The following is a 13,341-nucleotide window of genomic DNA, read 5'->3' as shown; positions in this document are numbered from 1 at the left end:
ACGCGGCACACCGAACAGCACACAACACAGAAGCGCCCAGCACACAGCACCCAGCACACGAGGACCGGAGACACGGAAGACCATGACCGCGATCGATCTGAACGCCGACCTCGGCGAGGGCTTCGGCCGCTGGCGGCTGACCGACGACGAACGGCTGCTGTCCGTCGTCACCAGCGCCAACGTGGCTTGCGGGTTCCACGCCGGGGACGCGGCCACCATGCGCCGGGTGTGCGAGCTGGCCGCCGCACGCGGGGTGACGATCGGCGCGCAGGTCTCGTACCGGGACCTCGCCGGGTTCGGGCGGCGCGCGATGGACGTGCCGCCCGCCGAGCTGGCGGCCGAAGTGGCCTACCAGATCGGCGCCCTGGAGGTGTTCGCCCGCGCGGCGGGCGCGCGCGTGGCGTACGTCAAGCCGCACGGCGCGCTCTACAACCGGGTCGTGCACGACGAGGACCAGGCCCGCGCGGTCGTCGACGGCGTGCTCCTGGCGGACGCCTCCCTGCCGGTGCTGGGCCTGCCGGGCTCGCGGCTGCTGGAGCTGGCCGAGAAGGCGGGGCTGCGGGGCGTCACGGAGGCCTTCGCGGACCGCGCCTACACCGACGCGGGCACGCTGGTGCCGCGTGACCGGGACGGCGCCGTGGTGGCCGACCCGGACGCCGTCGTGGAGCGCTCGGTGGGCCTCGCGCGCTCCGGCGAGGTCACCGCGCACTCCGGCGCGCGGATCCAGGTCCGGGCGCGCTCGCTGTGCCTGCACGGCGACACACCCGGGGCGGTGGAGCTGGCCCGCCGGGTGCGCGAGCGGCTGGTCGCGGCGGGCGTGCGGGTGGAGGCCTTCGCATGACGACCCCGCCCGTCGACCGCACGACGACCCCACCCCTCGGCCACCCCGACGACCACTCGAGCGCCCCGCCCACCGACCACCCAAGTGACCTGCACCCCGGCCGCCTGAGGGTCCTGCCCGTCGGCGACGACGCGCTGCTCATCGAGGTCACCTCGGGCGAGCAGGCGCAGGCCCTGCACATGGAGCTGCTGCGCCGCCGCGCGGAGGGCTCGCTGACCGTCCGCGAGATCGTCCCGGCTGCGCGTACGGTCCTGCTCGACGGTCTGGAGGATCCTGTCCGTTGGGCATCCGAACTGACCTCCTCCGAAGTGCCTCCCGCTCCCCCACGCGCGCGTGAGCTGATCGAACTGCCCGTGCGCTACGACGGCCCAGACCTCGCCGAGGTCGCCGCCCACTGGCAGGTGACCGAGGACGAGGTGGCCCGCATTCACGCGGGCACCCAGTTCACGGTGGCCTTCTGCGGATTCGCGCCCGGCTTCGGTTACCTCACCGGACTACCCGCGCGCTACGACGTCCCGCGCCGGGCCACCCCGCGCACGGCGGTTCCGGCCGGTGCGGTGGCGCTGGCGGGGCCGTACACCGGCGTGTACCCGCGCTCCTCGCCGGGCGGCTGGCAGCTGATCGGCACCACGGACGCGCCGCTGTGGGACCACACGCGCGTACCGGCCGCGCTGCTGTCCCCGGGCACGCGCGTGCGCTTCGTCCCGGTGGGGGACGCATGACCGACCGTGCGCTGGTCGTCGTGCGGGCCGGGGCGCTGACCACGGTGCAGGACCGGGGACGGCCCGGGTACGCGCACCTCGGCGTGCCCCGCTCCGGGGCGCTCGATCCGCTCGCGGCGGCCCTCGTCAACCGGCTGGTCGGCAACGCCCCGGACGCGGCCGTCCTGGAGACCACGCTCAACGGCTGTGCGGTGTGCCCCCGTTCGACTGTGACCGCCGCGGTGGGCGGCGCGCCCTGTGCCGTCACGGTGGGCGGCCGCCCGGCGGCCTGGGGCGGCCCGGTCGTCGTACGCGCCGGTGAACTGCTGGAGGTGGGACCGGCCGTGGCGGGCGTCCGCGCCTACGTGGCCGTCTCGGGCGGTGTCGCGGTGGAGCCGGTCCTCGGCAGCCGCGCCACGGACCTGCTGTCCGGGCTCGGACCGGCGCCGCTCACGGACGGCACGGTGCTGCCGCTCGGCACCCCGGCCGGGCCTCCCGCGCGCGTGGACGCCGTTCCGCAGCCGCGCCCGCCGGCCGAACTCGTGCTCCGGGTGACGCCGGGACCGCGCGAGGACTGGTTCACGGGGCGGGCGGTCCGGGATCTGACCACGCGCGCGTACCGGGTGTCGTCGGCGAGCAACCGCATCGGGCTGCGCACCGAGGGGCCCGCGCTGGAGCGGGCCCGGCCCGGTGAGCTGCCCAGCGAGGGCATGGTCCTCGGCGCGGTCCAGGTTCCGCCGGACGGACGGCCGGTGGTGTTCCTGGCCGACCATCCGACCACCGGGGGCTACCCGGTGATCGCCGTGGTCCGCACCGCCGACCTCCCGGCGGCCGCGCAGGCGGTTCCCGGCACGCCCGTCAGGTTCGTCTCCGTGCGGCGCCGCTGAGCCTCGGCGCCGGCCCCGGGGACGTGCGGCCCCTCGGCCACTACGGGCACGTCCGGCCCCTCCGCCACCACAAGGGCGTGCGGTCCGTCCGCCACCACGAACGCGTGCGGTCCCTCGGCCACCACGAGCGCGTCCCGCCGCTCCGCCGCCACGAGCGCGTCCGACCGCTCCGCCGCCGCGAGGGCGGCCAGCGCCGACGACACCGAGGCGGCCGCGCGCAGGTCGAGGCGCGAGCTGGTGCCCCGCGCGCGGTGCCGTAGTTCGTCGGCGGCCAGCCTCAGCAGCTGGGGCAGCAGGTCGGTGCAGCGCCGGACCACCCAGCCGGTGCCGGCGGTGGCCAGCCACACCAGGCTCGCGGCGCGGGTCGGCGCGGGGAACTCCGGTTCGGGCGAGGGCGGTTCCCCGGTGGCCAGGCCCGCCTCCGTGAGCAGGGCGTGGAAGCGGACGGCGAGCTGCCGGTGGCCGCGCTCGCCCGGGTGGAGCCGGTCCGCGCTCCACAGGGCGCGGTCGGTGAGCCAGACGCCCTCGGAGGCGTGCAGGTGGATCGCGCCGTACCGGTCGGAGAGCGCGTGGACGACCGCGTTGACCGCCCGTTGCCGGCGTGCCAGCGGGCGGGCGAGGGCGGCCGGGAGTCCCAGCATCGCGCCGGGGTCGGGCAGGCAGGCGGTCAGCAGGGTGGTGCCCCGGGCGGTGAAGGCGGCGTACACCTGGTCGAGGCGGGCGGCCACCGCGTGGATGTCGTAGGTGTCGCGCAGGGTGTCGTTGACGCCGATGACGACGGACGCGAGGTCCGGGCGCAGGTCGAGGGCGGCCGGGGTCTGCCGTTCCAGCACGTCCAGGGTCTGGGCGCCGCTGACCGCGAGGTTGGTGAACTCCGCCTGCCCGGGGTCGGCCGCGAGGCCGCCGGCCAGCAGGGCGGCCCAGCCCCGCCAGCCGTCGCCGACCCGGTCGCCCACGCCCTCGGTGAGGGAGTCGCCGAGGGCCACGAAGCGCACGGGTCTCATGCCACGCCCTCCCGGACGGCCGGGCGGGCCGGGGTGTCGTCGCGCGTGAGCACCTCCGCGTCGTGGGCGGCGAGGAACGCCTCCACGGCCGCTCCCCACCCGAAGCACTCCGCACGCGCGCGTGCCGCCTCACGCCGCGCGGGCTCGGGACGCGCGAGGAGCAGCTCCACGGCGTCGGCGAACGCCTCGCCGTGATCGGCAGCGGTCGCTCCGGCGGTGCCGATCACCTCGGGGAGCGCGGAGGACGCGCTCGCCACGACGGGCGTCCCGGACGCCATGGCCTCCAGGGCGGCCAGCCCGAAGGTCTCGGCGGGCCCGGGTGCGAGGCACACGTCGGCCGACGCCTGGAGCGCGCCGAGGGCGGACCGGTCGGAGAGGTGGCCCAGGAAGGTCACCGGCAGCCCGCGTTCCCGCGCGCGCTGTTCCAGCCGGGGGCGCAGCGGTCCGTCGCCCGCCACCACCAGCACCGCCCGCCGCCCGCGGCGCAGCAGCGCGTCCAGGGCGTCCAGGGCGGTGCCGGGCCGCTTCTCGACGGACAGCCGGGAGCACATCACGAGCAGTGACTCGTCCACGCGCGCGTGGAGTGTGCGCAGGCCGGGGTCGCGCAGGGCGGGGTGACGTTCCATCAGGTCGACGCCCAGGGGGGCGCGTACGACGTTGCGCGCGCCGATGCGGACGAACTCGCGCTCGGCGAACTCGGTGGTGCACACGATCCGCGAGTAGACGTGCGCGGTACGGGTGTTGAGGGCGTCGGCGGCGCGCCGGGACAGGTTCTCGGGCAGTCCCCAGGTGCGCAGGACGCCGTCGGCGGTCTCGTGGGAGACCATCACGGCGGGTACCCGGGCGCGCCGGGCCCACCGGCCGGTCCACCGCAGGGTCGTGCGGTCGGAGACCTCCAGCCGGTCCGGGGCCAGGTCCTCCAGGAGGCCGGCAACGCGTCCCTTGTCGGTGAGGACGCGGTAGCCGCCGGTGCCGGGCAGCAGCGGGCCGGGCAGGGTGATGACCCGGCCCTGCTCGGTGTCGCGGTCGGTGTGCCGCTCGCCCGGCACGATCAGCACGGGCTCGTGTCCGGCCGCCAGGAAGCCCCGGCCGAGTTCGCGCAGGGCGGTGCGCAGGCCGCCGGAGGCCGGGGCGACGAAGTTGGCGAGCCGGACGATGCGCAGGGGTCGGCCGGTCATACCGCCACCGCCGTCTTCCGTGCCGCGAGCACGTCCTCGTAGTGGGTGATGAGCTGGTCGCCGACGGCGGCCCAGGTGCGCCCCTCGACGGTGGCCCGCCCGGCGGCGCCGTACGCGGCGCGCAGCAGCGGATCGGCGGCCAGGGTGCGTACGGCGTCGTGTACGGCGGTCGCGTCGCGCGGAGGGACGAGGAGTCCGGTGCGGCCGTGGTCGACCAGGTCGAGCGGGCCGCCGGCGGCGGGCGCGATCACCGGCACACCGCTGGCCATGGCCTCCTGCACGGTCTGGCAGAAGGTCTCGAAGGGGCCGGTGTGCGCGAACACGTCCAGCGAGGCGAAGATCCGGGCGAGTTCGCCGCCGGTGCGGCGGCCGAGGAAGACCGCGCCGGGCAGGGCCTCGGTGAGGTGGGCGTGGCTGGGTCCGTCACCCACGATCACGACCCGTACGCCCGGCAGGCCGCAGGCTCCGGCGAGGAGTTCGACCTGCTTCTCGGGGGCGAGCCGGCCGACGTAGCCGACGATCACCTCTCCGTTCGGGGCGAGTTCGCGGCGCAGTGCCTCGTCCCGCAGATCTGGCCGGAAACGAACGGTGTCCACGCCGCGCGGCCACAGCCGCACCCGGGGCACTCCGTGTTCCTCCAGGTCCTGCTGGGCGGCGCTGGAGGGGGCCAGGGTGATGTCGGCGGCGGCGTGCACGGAGCGGATCCGGCGCCAGGCGGCCGCCTCGCCGGCCCCCATGTAGGTGCGGGCGTAGCCGGCCAGGTCGGTCTGGTAGACGGCGACGGCGGGGATGCCGAGCCGGGCGGCGGCGGCCATGCCGCGGACGCCGAGGACGAAGGGGCTGGCCAGGTGGACCACGTCGGCGCGGTGCTCGGTGAGCGCGGCGGCCAGGCGCCGGCTGGGGAGGGCGACGCGGACCTGGGGGTAGCCGGGGAGCGGGAGGGAGGGGACACGGACGACGGGACAGGGCTCCGCCAGCGCGTCGGGCTTGGTGCCGGGCGCGGTGGTGGGGGCGACGACGAGCGGGAGGTGACCGCGATCTACGAGGTGCCGGGCGGTCTGGAACGCGCAGTGGGCCACGCCGTTCACATCGGGGGGAAAGGATTCGGTCACGATGACGACACGCATACGGGTGTTGTCGCCGTGCCGGACGTGGCCGCGTCAACTTCGATCTTTCCGGACGGGGAACGTCCCGTGAGCGTTGTGCGGCACAGGCTCGCAGGTCAGGGCGTGTCCCCCGTTGGCCCCTCGCTGTCCATGCCCGTCTGGTCCGCGCGTCACGCGGTGTTCATGAACCCGACCCCTCGGGTGCGATACGGCTGCGGACGGCCGTCTGCACCTCGTCCTCCTCGGCCGGATCGGCGGCGAGCCGGCGGAGCCGTTCGACGACCCGGGCGTCGCCGGTCTCGGCGTGCCGGGCGGCCACTTCGCGGGTGGTCTCCTCGCAGTCCCACAGGCACTCGACGGCGAAGCCGGCGGCGAAGGAGGGGTCGGTCGCGGCCAGGGCGCGGGCCGCGTGGCCCCGGAGGTGGGAGGAGGCCGTCTCGCGGTAGATGTGCCGCAGCACGGGGGCCGCGCACGCGATGCCGAGGCGTCCGGCGCCGTCGACGAGGGTCCCCAGGGTGGGCGCGTCGGGGCCCTCCCCGCGCACGGTCTCGCGCAGCGCGCCGAGGACGAGGTCACTGTCCTGTGCTCCGCCGCGGCAGGCGAGCATGCGTCCGGCGGCGGCGCCGAGCGCGTCGGGGCGCTGGGCCCAGCCGCGCGCGCGGTCGACGGCAGCGATGCTGCGCATCCGCTCGAAGGCGTCCACGGCGGCCTCCACGACGAGCGTCGTACCGTCGGCCACCGCCGCCTCGATCAGGTCGGGGGCGTCGGGGTCGTTGCTGTCGGCGAGGTAGCGCAGCGCCGTGCAGCGCGCGCCCTCGGTGCCGGTCCGGGCGGCCCGCAGGATCTCCGGGCGGTCCTCGGGGCCGGCCACGGCGACCAGGCAGCGGGCGGCGGGGACGTGGAGGGCGGCGCCGCGTTCGACGCCCTGCTGGGCCCATTCGAAGACGGCGCGTACGCTCCATCCCGGGCGTGGTCCGCCGGGCCCCATCTGGCGCTGCCAGCGGTCGAAGCAGCCGGTCTCCTGGGCGGCACGCACGCGCGTGGCGATCGACGCGCGCGGATCCTCGGCCCACAGCCGCCAGGGCCTCGGCTCGAAGGCGTCCCGTACGGCGGCGGCCAGCTCGGCCTCGCCCTCCGGGTCGGCGGGAAAGCGGGCCAGGACGGGGGCGGCGAGGGCGCGCAGGCCCGCGTCGTCGTCCCTGAGGGCCAGCTCGTCCAGCGCCCAGGCCCAGTTGGAGCCGTGGGCGGCGTACCTGCGCAGCAGTTCGAGCGCGTCCCGCCGGCCGTAGGAGGCGAGATGGCCGAGGACGGCCAGGGCGAGGCCGGTGCGGGACTCGTCGGTGTCGAGGAGGTCCTCGGCGTCGAAGAGGTGCGCCTCGATGGCGTCCAGCTCGCCGTTCAGGTCGAGGAAGAGCCGGGCGTAGTAGAGGGAGCGGTTCTCGAGCTGCCAGTCGTGGCGGGGGTCGTGGAGCACGCAGTGGTTCAGGGCCGCGAGCGCTTCCGCGCGCGGGGCGGTGAGTGCGTGCAGCGTGCCGTCGCCGCGGCCGCGCTGGAGCAGGCCGAGCAGCGTACCGCTGGGCGCTATGACCGGATCGAACATGGGAAACAGCCTCACATCAAGCGTCGACGCAACCGGGGAACACGCACTACCTGGCCGCGTGACACAACGTCGGAGCGCCCGCCGTCTCTTGCTTGCTGTAGACCATCTCTCTCTGCCTCTCGTCGGTGGCCCATGCGGACCGCATCACGGCCCGCGCGGTGCGGCAACACCTGCCCAGCCATCGCGTCCGTGAATCACGACGTCATGATGACCCGCGGTGTGTGCTGCCGCGACCGTATTTCCGGCGGCCCTGTACCGCCTCCCCCGTTTTCCGTGTCGTAGCTGGTCAGTGCCTGCTCAGGACGTTCGGATCACTGCGCGCCGAACAATTCCAGAAGTTCCGTCTTGGCGAACATGCGCGCCGTGTCCACGGCCGACGGGGTGCCCGCGGCGGGATCGGCACCGCCCTCCAGGAGAGCCTTGATCACGTCCGTCTCACCCTTGAAGACGGCCCCCGCGAGCGGGGTCTGACCCCGGTCGTTGACGCGGTCCGCCTCCGCGCCGCGGGCGAGCAGTTCGCGCACCGCGTCGGCGTGGCCGTGGTAGGCCGCGAGCATCACCAGGGAGTCACCGCGGTCGTTGGTGAGGTTGGCCGGAACGCCCGCGTCGACGTACGCCACGAGCGCCTCGGTCTGCCCCTGCCGGGCCAGATCGAAGATCTTGGTCGCCAGCTCCACGACCTCGGGGTCGGGGGCTTCACTCATCGCCGGTCCGCCTCTCATTACAACCGTTCAGGTGAATCGCAAGAGTACTGGCTCACGCCTCACATGACCCGAAGTGCCCGAGGTAAAGATCACCACACACCCGGCCGGGCGCAATCAACCTGCTCAACCGGCGTATCGACGACTCCACCAGCCGAGGGAAAAGAGCCGGATTTCACCCAGTTGCACCTTTTATCCTATGGATACATCCTGTGATCCTGGAAGTACTCATGGTGACTGTCCCCACCTCGACACCAGGAGGCCTCAAATGATCCTCTCCATGTCCGGCGTCGTCCTGCTCGGCATCATCGTCTTCCTCTTCTTCCGGAAGGACGGACTCAAGGGCTCGCACGCCTGCATCTCGGCGCTCTTCGGCTTCTACCTCGCCAGTACGGCCATCGCCCCCAGCATCAAGGCCGGCGGCGAGAGCCTGGCGAGCCTCCTCGGCGGCATCAAGTTCTGACCCGTCCCGCCCGCACGCACCACACAGGAGACAGCAGTGGCCCGGCCTCTCCCCCGCATTCTGAGCAAGGACAGCGCGCAGATCGCCCGGACGCAGATCGCCCGGAGCCGGGAGCTGGCCCGGACGGCGGCCGACAGCGCCACCGATGTCCTCCACCCGCTGATCACCATCTCGCGCGGGCTGCGCCGGCTGGCCTCGGCCGGGCGGCGCAAGTGGGCCGAGACACCCAAGGACAAACGCGGGCCACTGCTGTTCCTGGCGGCCTCGATGGTCCTGGTCGTGGCACTGGTGCCGTACGGACCGCTGCTCGCCGCCATCACCCTGATGGCGGCGGCGGCCTGGCAGGGCCGCGACCGCGCTCCGTCGGCACCCGAGGGCCCCGACGAGTCGCAGAGCGAACGGCTCCAGTGCCTGTACGAGGCCCTGGTGCCCTACTTCTCCACCGCCGAGGACCCGGCGCCGCTCTACTCGCACGGCGGAGAGTGGGAGAAGGCCTACGCGACACACGAGTTCGACGACGCCGGGCGCATCGACCACCTCGTGATCCGCTACCCGGCGTACTTCCCCGACGGCGACCCCGCCTCCCGCGCGCGGATCGAGCAACTGCTCGCCGCGAAGGCCGGGCGGGGCCGCGAGTACCACTTCACATGGGACGAGGAGGGCAACCGACTCACGGTGAACGTCCTCGCCCCGCTGCCCACCGACATCACCGCCCAGCGCTTCGTCACCGCGCCGGGCGAGACGGTCCTCGGCTTCACCGACCCCACCGAGGTCCAGCGCACGCTCCCCCTCTCCTACGGAGAGGAACAGCGCGACGTGCCACCGGTCGTCTGGCGCACCGGCATCCGCTCCACCGAGCCGCACCTGCTGGCCATGGGCCACCCCGGGAGCGGCACCTCCACCCTGCTGCGCTCCATCGCCCTGCAGGCCGTCCAGTACGGCGACGTCCTCATCGTCGACGGCGGCGGCACCGGCGAGTACGCGTGCCTGACCGGCCGGGACGGGGTGCTGGCCGTGGAGTGCGCGCCGGCCGGCGCGGTGGCGAGCCTGGAGTGGGCCACGCACGAGACCGAGCGGCGGCTCATCGCGATCAACCGGGCCCGGCAGGCGGGCGATGCGCCGCCGGAGGACACCAGGCGCCCCCTCTGGATCCTCCTGGACCGCCCGACCGTCTTCACCCACCTCGCCGAAGCGGACCACCGCACCGATCCGCAGGCCCTGCTCCAGGTGCCGCTGCGGCACGGCCGTACCGCGAACGTCACCGTGGTCGTGGCCGAACAGTTCGACAGCGCGGAGACCCTGAGCGAGGCGGTACGACAGCACACGCGCGCGCGTGTCGTACTCGGACCCGCCGCCCCGCAGCAGGTGCAAGCGGTACTGGGGGCTCCGCCCCACACCACGCCCCTGACCCATGTGCCGGCCGGGCGTGGGTACGCACGCCTCGGGTCCGGCCCCGTGCTCCGCCTTCAGGTCCCGTCCACGCCGGACCCCTACGACGACGCGACCAGCGAGCCGGACCGCCAGGCGGTGCTGTCCCTTCTGCCACCGCGTACGGCTCCCGCGGACGCGGAGCCGACGGAGAGGGCCGAGACGGTCGAGCCGGTCGAGGCGGTGAACTCAGCACCGCTGGCCGCGGAGGCCGTGGCCGCGGAGAGTTCGTAGGCGCCCGGCGTCGCGGCTGGGCGGGGGCGGGGGCGAGTCGCTCACCGACGCCTACGGTGTGCCGCTACGCCACGAACGTGCGGGGTGGTTCCGTGCCGCCGGTGGCGCCGGTTTCCACCAGGCGGGCGGCTGCCGCGAGGCGGGTGGCGGCTTCTTCGGCCACCGCTCCGCCGACCGTGAAGGGGAGACGGACGTAGCCCTCGAAGGCGCCGTCGACGCCGAAGCGGGGGCCGGAGGGGACGCGGACGCCGACGCGTTCGCCCGCCTCGGCCAGGCGCGAGCCGGACAGGCCGCCGGCGCGGACCCAGAGGGTCAGGCCGCCCTGGGGGACCTCGAACTCCCAGTCGGGGAGTTCCCGGCGCAGCGCGGCCACCAGGGCGTCACGGTTCTCGCGGGCCTGACCCCGGCGCAGCTCCACGGCCTGCTCCCAGCCTCCCGTGCTGAACAGCCAGTTGACGGCCAGTTGCTCCAGGACGGGGGTGCCGAGGTCGGCGTAGGCACGCGCGGCGACCAGGCTGCGGATGACGTCCGGGGCGGCGCGCACCCAGCCGATGCGCATGCCCGCCCAGAACGCCTTGCTGGCCGAGCCGACCGTGATCACGGTCGAACCGGCCGGGTCGAAGCCGCACACCGGACGGGGCATCCCGTCGCCCGCGATCTCCTCATCGAGCCACAGTTCGCTCATCGTCTCGTCGGCGACCAGCACGGTGCCGGCCGACCGCGCCGCGTCCACCAGCCGGCGCCGCTGGTCCTCGTCGGCGAGCGCGCCGGTCGGATTGTGGAAGTCGGCGACGACATAGGCGAGCCGGGGCGCGGCCTCGCGCAGGACTTGGCGCCAGCGGTCCATGTCCCAGCCGGTCAGCCCCTCGGCCATCGCGACGGGGATCAGCCGCGCACCTGCCTCGCGCATCAACTGGAGGATGTTGGCGTACGACGGCGACTCGACGGCGATGCGCTCGCCGCGGCCCGCGAAGAGGTGGCAGATCGCGTCGATGGCACCCATGGCCCCGGTCGTCACCATGATCTGCTCGGGCATGGTGGCGATCCCGCGCGCGGTGTAGCGCTCGGCGATCATCGCGCGCAGGGCGGGCAGCCCGGCCGGGTAGTCGCCGTGCGTGTGGGCGTACGGCGGCAGCTCCTCCAGCGCGCCCTGCACGGCCCGGGTGAGCCAGGGTTCGGGGGCCGGGAGAGCCGCGCAGCCCAGGTCGATCATCGAGCCGAGCGCCTCGGGCGGCAGGGGCTCGAGTCCGCGCGCCGGCAGCGGGTTGCCCGCCGGGACCGCCGTCCAGCTGCCCGCGCCGCGCCGGGACTCCAGGAAGCCCTCGGTGCGCAGCGCCTCGTACGCGGCGGCGACGGTGGTGCGGCTGACGGAGAGGGCGAGGGCCAGTTCCCGTTCGGCGGGCAGTCGGGCGGCCACCGGGACGCGCCCTTCGAGCACCAGGAGCCGGATGCCGTCGGCCAGGGCACGATAGGCGGGCGGGCGCCGCGTGCCGGGACCGGCGGGGCGCTCCTGCTGGGAGGTGAGCAGCCGGGCGAGCTGCGCGGCCCCCACCGCCGAGGTCCACTGCGCCATGACGATCAGTCCACCTTCCCCGAATTGGCCATGGATGGCATTCCATCCCAAGCCACAGAGTGTCACGGGTCAGGCCACCGCCACCACCCAGGGGGGTATGTCGTGTCCACCACCGGGTCCACAACAGGATCCACGGGCCGGTCCACAGCCGGATCCACCGCTCGTTCCATCACCGCAACCACCACCCCATCCACCACCGGCCGCATCGGGCGACGACTGATCCAGCTGTACGTCGGACTCGCGCTGTACGGCGCGAGTTCCGCGCTGCTCGTCGAGGCGGGGCTCGGGCTCGAGCCCTGGAACGTGCTGCACCAGGGCCTCGCGGAACTCACCGGGATGACCATCGGCGTCGTGTCGATCATCGTGGGCGCGGCGGTGCTGCTGCTGTGGATCCCGCTGCGCCAGCGGCCCGGCCTCGGGACCGTCTCCAACGTCTTCGTCGTCGGCCTCGCGATGGACGGCACCCTCGCCCTGGTCCCGGACGCGCACGACCTCGCCGTACGGATCCCGCTGCTGGTCGCCGGCATCGTGCTGAACGGCGTGGCGACCGGCCTCTACATCGCGGCGAGCTTCGGGCCGGGCCCGCGTGACGGGCTGATGACCGGGCTGCACCGGCGCACCGGCCGCTCGATCCGGCTGATGCGCACGGTCATCGAGGTGGCGGTCGTGGTCACCGGCTTCGCGCTGGGCGGCACCATCGGTGTCGGCACGCTGCTGTACGCGCTGGCCATCGGTCCGCTGGCCCAGCTATTCCTGAGGGTGTTCGCCCTCCCGACGGCATCGGGCGGCAGCACGGTCGTTGCCGAGCGGACACCGGAGGGGGTCATACTGCGTCCGTGACCACCGTGACACCGCCCATACGCCATCCGTATCTCGACCACCCCGTTCCGATCGCCTTCGCCCACCGGGGCGGGGCCGCCGACGGGCTGGAGAACACCGTGGCGCAGTTCCGGCGCGCGGTCGAGCTGGGCTACCGGTACATCGAGACCGACGTCCACGCCACGGCGGACGGCAGGCTCGTCGCCTTCCACGACACGACGCTGGACCGGGTCACCGACGGGGCGGGCCGCATCGCCGACCTGCCGTGGGAGGACGTACGGCACGCGCGCGTGGGCGGGCGGGAACCCGTGCCGCTGTTCGAGGAGCTGCTGGAGATCTTCCCCGAGGTCCGCTGGAACGTGGACCTCAAGGCGGAGCCTGCCCTGCGGCCCTTCCTGGAGCTGATCGAGCGCACGGACGCCTGGGACCGGGTCTGCGTGGGGTCCTTCTCCGAGGCACGGGTGCTGCGGGCACAGCGGCTGGCCGGGCCGCGCCTGGCCACCTCCTTCGGCACGCGCGGGGTGCTGAGCCTGCGGCTGCGCTCCTGGGGGCTGCCGGCCGCGGTGCGCCGGTCCGCCGTCGCCGCGCAGGTGCCCGAGGCCCAGTCGGGGGTCCCGGTGGTCGACGAGCGCTTCGTCCGCGCCGCCCACGCGCTCGGGCTCCAGGTGCATGTGTGGACGATCAACGAGCCGGAGCGGATGCACCGGCTCCTGGACCTGGGCGTCGATGGCATCATGACCGATCACATCGACACGTTGCGCAAGGTCATGGAGGACCGCGGCGTCTGGGTCTGAGCACCCGGAGCG

Annotated in this window: 12 protein-coding genes and 1 pseudogene; 7 read left to right on the top strand and 6 right to left on the bottom strand. The window is 74.3% G+C overall.

All coding sequences use genetic code 11. The features are described from left to right. Positions 1 to 82 precede the first annotated feature (82 nt). The 3 genes from ABZ865_RS31875 (at position 83) to ABZ865_RS31865 (ending at position 2,429) form a co-directional block, all read left to right on the top strand. Positions 83 to 841 (top strand): 5-oxoprolinase subunit PxpA, encoded by a 759-nt coding sequence (locus ABZ865_RS31875; RefSeq protein WP_361237985.1) that lies wholly within the window; start codon positions 83 to 85, stop codon positions 839 to 841. Between the two features lie 104 nt (positions 842 to 945). Then, positions 946 to 1,563 carry a 5-oxoprolinase subunit PxpB gene (gene pxpB / locus ABZ865_RS31870; RefSeq protein WP_361238094.1) on the top strand — a complete coding sequence of 206 codons (618 nt, stop codon included), beginning with the start codon at positions 946 to 948 and terminating at the stop codon, positions 1,561 to 1,563. Continuing rightward, positions 1,560 to 2,429: a biotin-dependent carboxyltransferase family protein gene (locus ABZ865_RS31865; RefSeq protein WP_361237982.1), complete on the top strand. Its 870-nt coding sequence runs from the start codon at positions 1,560 to 1,562 to the stop codon at positions 2,427 to 2,429. The genes pxpB and ABZ865_RS31865 overlap by 4 nt, the downstream gene beginning before the upstream one ends. Before the next feature lie 167 nt (positions 2,430 to 2,596). Here ABZ865_RS31865 and ABZ865_RS31860 read toward each other — a convergent pair. The 5 genes and pseudogenes from ABZ865_RS31860 to ABZ865_RS31840 form a co-directional block, all read right to left on the bottom strand. Next, positions 2,597 to 3,433 (bottom strand): annotated as a pseudogene (locus ABZ865_RS31860) (SGNH/GDSL hydrolase family protein); the annotation flags it as partial. After that, positions 3,430 to 4,611, bottom strand: coding sequence for a glycosyltransferase (locus ABZ865_RS31855; protein ID WP_361237979.1), 1,182 nt, complete (start codon positions 4,609 to 4,611; stop codon positions 3,430 to 3,432). The gene ABZ865_RS31855 and the pseudogene ABZ865_RS31860, both read right to left, overlap by 4 nt. After that, positions 4,608 to 5,738, bottom strand: a complete 1,131-nt coding sequence (locus tag ABZ865_RS31850; RefSeq protein WP_361237976.1) for a glycosyltransferase family 1 protein — start codon at positions 5,736 to 5,738, stop codon at positions 4,608 to 4,610. Before ABZ865_RS31850 ends, ABZ865_RS31855 begins: the two co-directional genes overlap by 4 nt. Positions 5,739 to 5,898: 160 nt before the next feature. After that, positions 5,899 to 7,317: a HEAT repeat domain-containing protein gene (locus tag ABZ865_RS31845; RefSeq protein WP_361237973.1), complete on the bottom strand. Its 1,419-nt coding sequence runs from the start codon at positions 7,315 to 7,317 to the stop codon at positions 5,899 to 5,901. A gap of 311 nt (positions 7,318 to 7,628) precedes the next feature. Continuing rightward, positions 7,629 to 8,021 (bottom strand): ankyrin repeat domain-containing protein, encoded by a 393-nt coding sequence (locus tag ABZ865_RS31840; protein ID WP_361237970.1) that lies wholly within the window; start codon positions 8,019 to 8,021, stop codon positions 7,629 to 7,631. Between the two features lie 265 nt (positions 8,022 to 8,286). Between ABZ865_RS31840 and ABZ865_RS31835 the strand changes: the two genes are divergently transcribed. Together ABZ865_RS31835 and ABZ865_RS31830 are read left to right on the top strand one after the other, a co-directional pair. Further along, positions 8,287 to 8,481, top strand: a complete 195-nt coding sequence (locus tag ABZ865_RS31835) for a hypothetical protein (protein ID WP_100825097.1) — start codon at positions 8,287 to 8,289, stop codon at positions 8,479 to 8,481. 36 nt (positions 8,482 to 8,517) lie between these two features. Beyond that, positions 8,518 to 10,143 carry an ATP-binding protein gene (locus ABZ865_RS31830; protein ID WP_361237967.1) on the top strand — a complete coding sequence of 542 codons (1,626 nt, stop codon included), beginning with the start codon at positions 8,518 to 8,520 and terminating at the stop codon, positions 10,141 to 10,143. 64 nt (positions 10,144 to 10,207) lie between these two features. On the opposite strand, the gene ABZ865_RS31825 is transcribed toward ABZ865_RS31830, so the two are convergent. Continuing rightward, a complete protein-coding gene (locus ABZ865_RS31825) occupies positions 10,208 to 11,716 on the bottom strand; it encodes a PLP-dependent aminotransferase family protein (protein WP_361237964.1) in 1,509 nt (502 codons plus the stop codon). Positions 11,717 to 11,884: 168 nt separating this feature from the next. Between ABZ865_RS31825 and ABZ865_RS31820 the strand changes: the two genes are divergently transcribed. After that, entirely contained in the window at positions 11,885 to 12,556 is a 672-nt protein-coding gene (locus tag ABZ865_RS31820; protein ID WP_361238091.1) for a hypothetical protein, read from the top strand. Positions 12,557 to 12,561: 5 nt separating this feature from the next. After that, complete coding sequence (locus ABZ865_RS31815) at positions 12,562 to 13,329, top strand: glycerophosphodiester phosphodiesterase (protein ID WP_361238088.1); 768 nt, start codon at positions 12,562 to 12,564, stop codon at positions 13,327 to 13,329. Positions 13,330 to 13,341: the final 12 nt, after the last annotated feature.

This window comes from Streptomyces sp. NPDC047085, assembly GCF_040643735.1.
Lineage (GTDB): Bacteria > Actinomycetota > Actinomycetes > Streptomycetales > Streptomycetaceae > Streptomyces.
The sequence above is the reverse complement of the archived record's forward strand: the minus strand, read 5'-3'. Positions and strand labels throughout refer to the sequence as shown.

Bases quoted from the DNA above. Each gene is read 5' to 3' on its own strand.
- ABZ865_RS31875 (WP_361237985.1), top strand. From the start codon at position 83: ATGACCGCGATCGATCTGAACGCCGACCTCGGCGAGGGCTTCGGCCGC.
- ABZ865_RS31865 (WP_361237982.1), top strand. From the start codon at position 1,560: ATGACCGACCGTGCGCTGGTCGTCGTGCGGGCCGGGGCGCTGACCACG.
- ABZ865_RS31855 (WP_361237979.1), bottom strand. From the start codon at position 4,611: ATGACCGGCCGACCCCTGCGCATCGTCCGGCTCGCCAACTTCGTCGCC.
- ABZ865_RS31850 (WP_361237976.1), bottom strand. From the start codon at position 5,738: ATGCGTGTCGTCATCGTGACCGAATCCTTTCCCCCCGATGTGAACGGC.
- ABZ865_RS31845 (WP_361237973.1), bottom strand. From the start codon at position 7,317: ATGTTCGATCCGGTCATAGCGCCCAGCGGTACGCTGCTCGGCCTGCTC.
- ABZ865_RS31840 (WP_361237970.1), bottom strand. From the start codon at position 8,021: ATGAGTGAAGCCCCCGACCCCGAGGTCGTGGAGCTGGCGACCAAGATC.
- ABZ865_RS31835 (WP_100825097.1), top strand. From the start codon at position 8,287: ATGATCCTCTCCATGTCCGGCGTCGTCCTGCTCGGCATCATCGTCTTC.
- ABZ865_RS31825 (WP_361237964.1), bottom strand. From the start codon at position 11,716: ATGGCGCAGTGGACCTCGGCGGTGGGGGCCGCGCAGCTCGCCCGGCTG.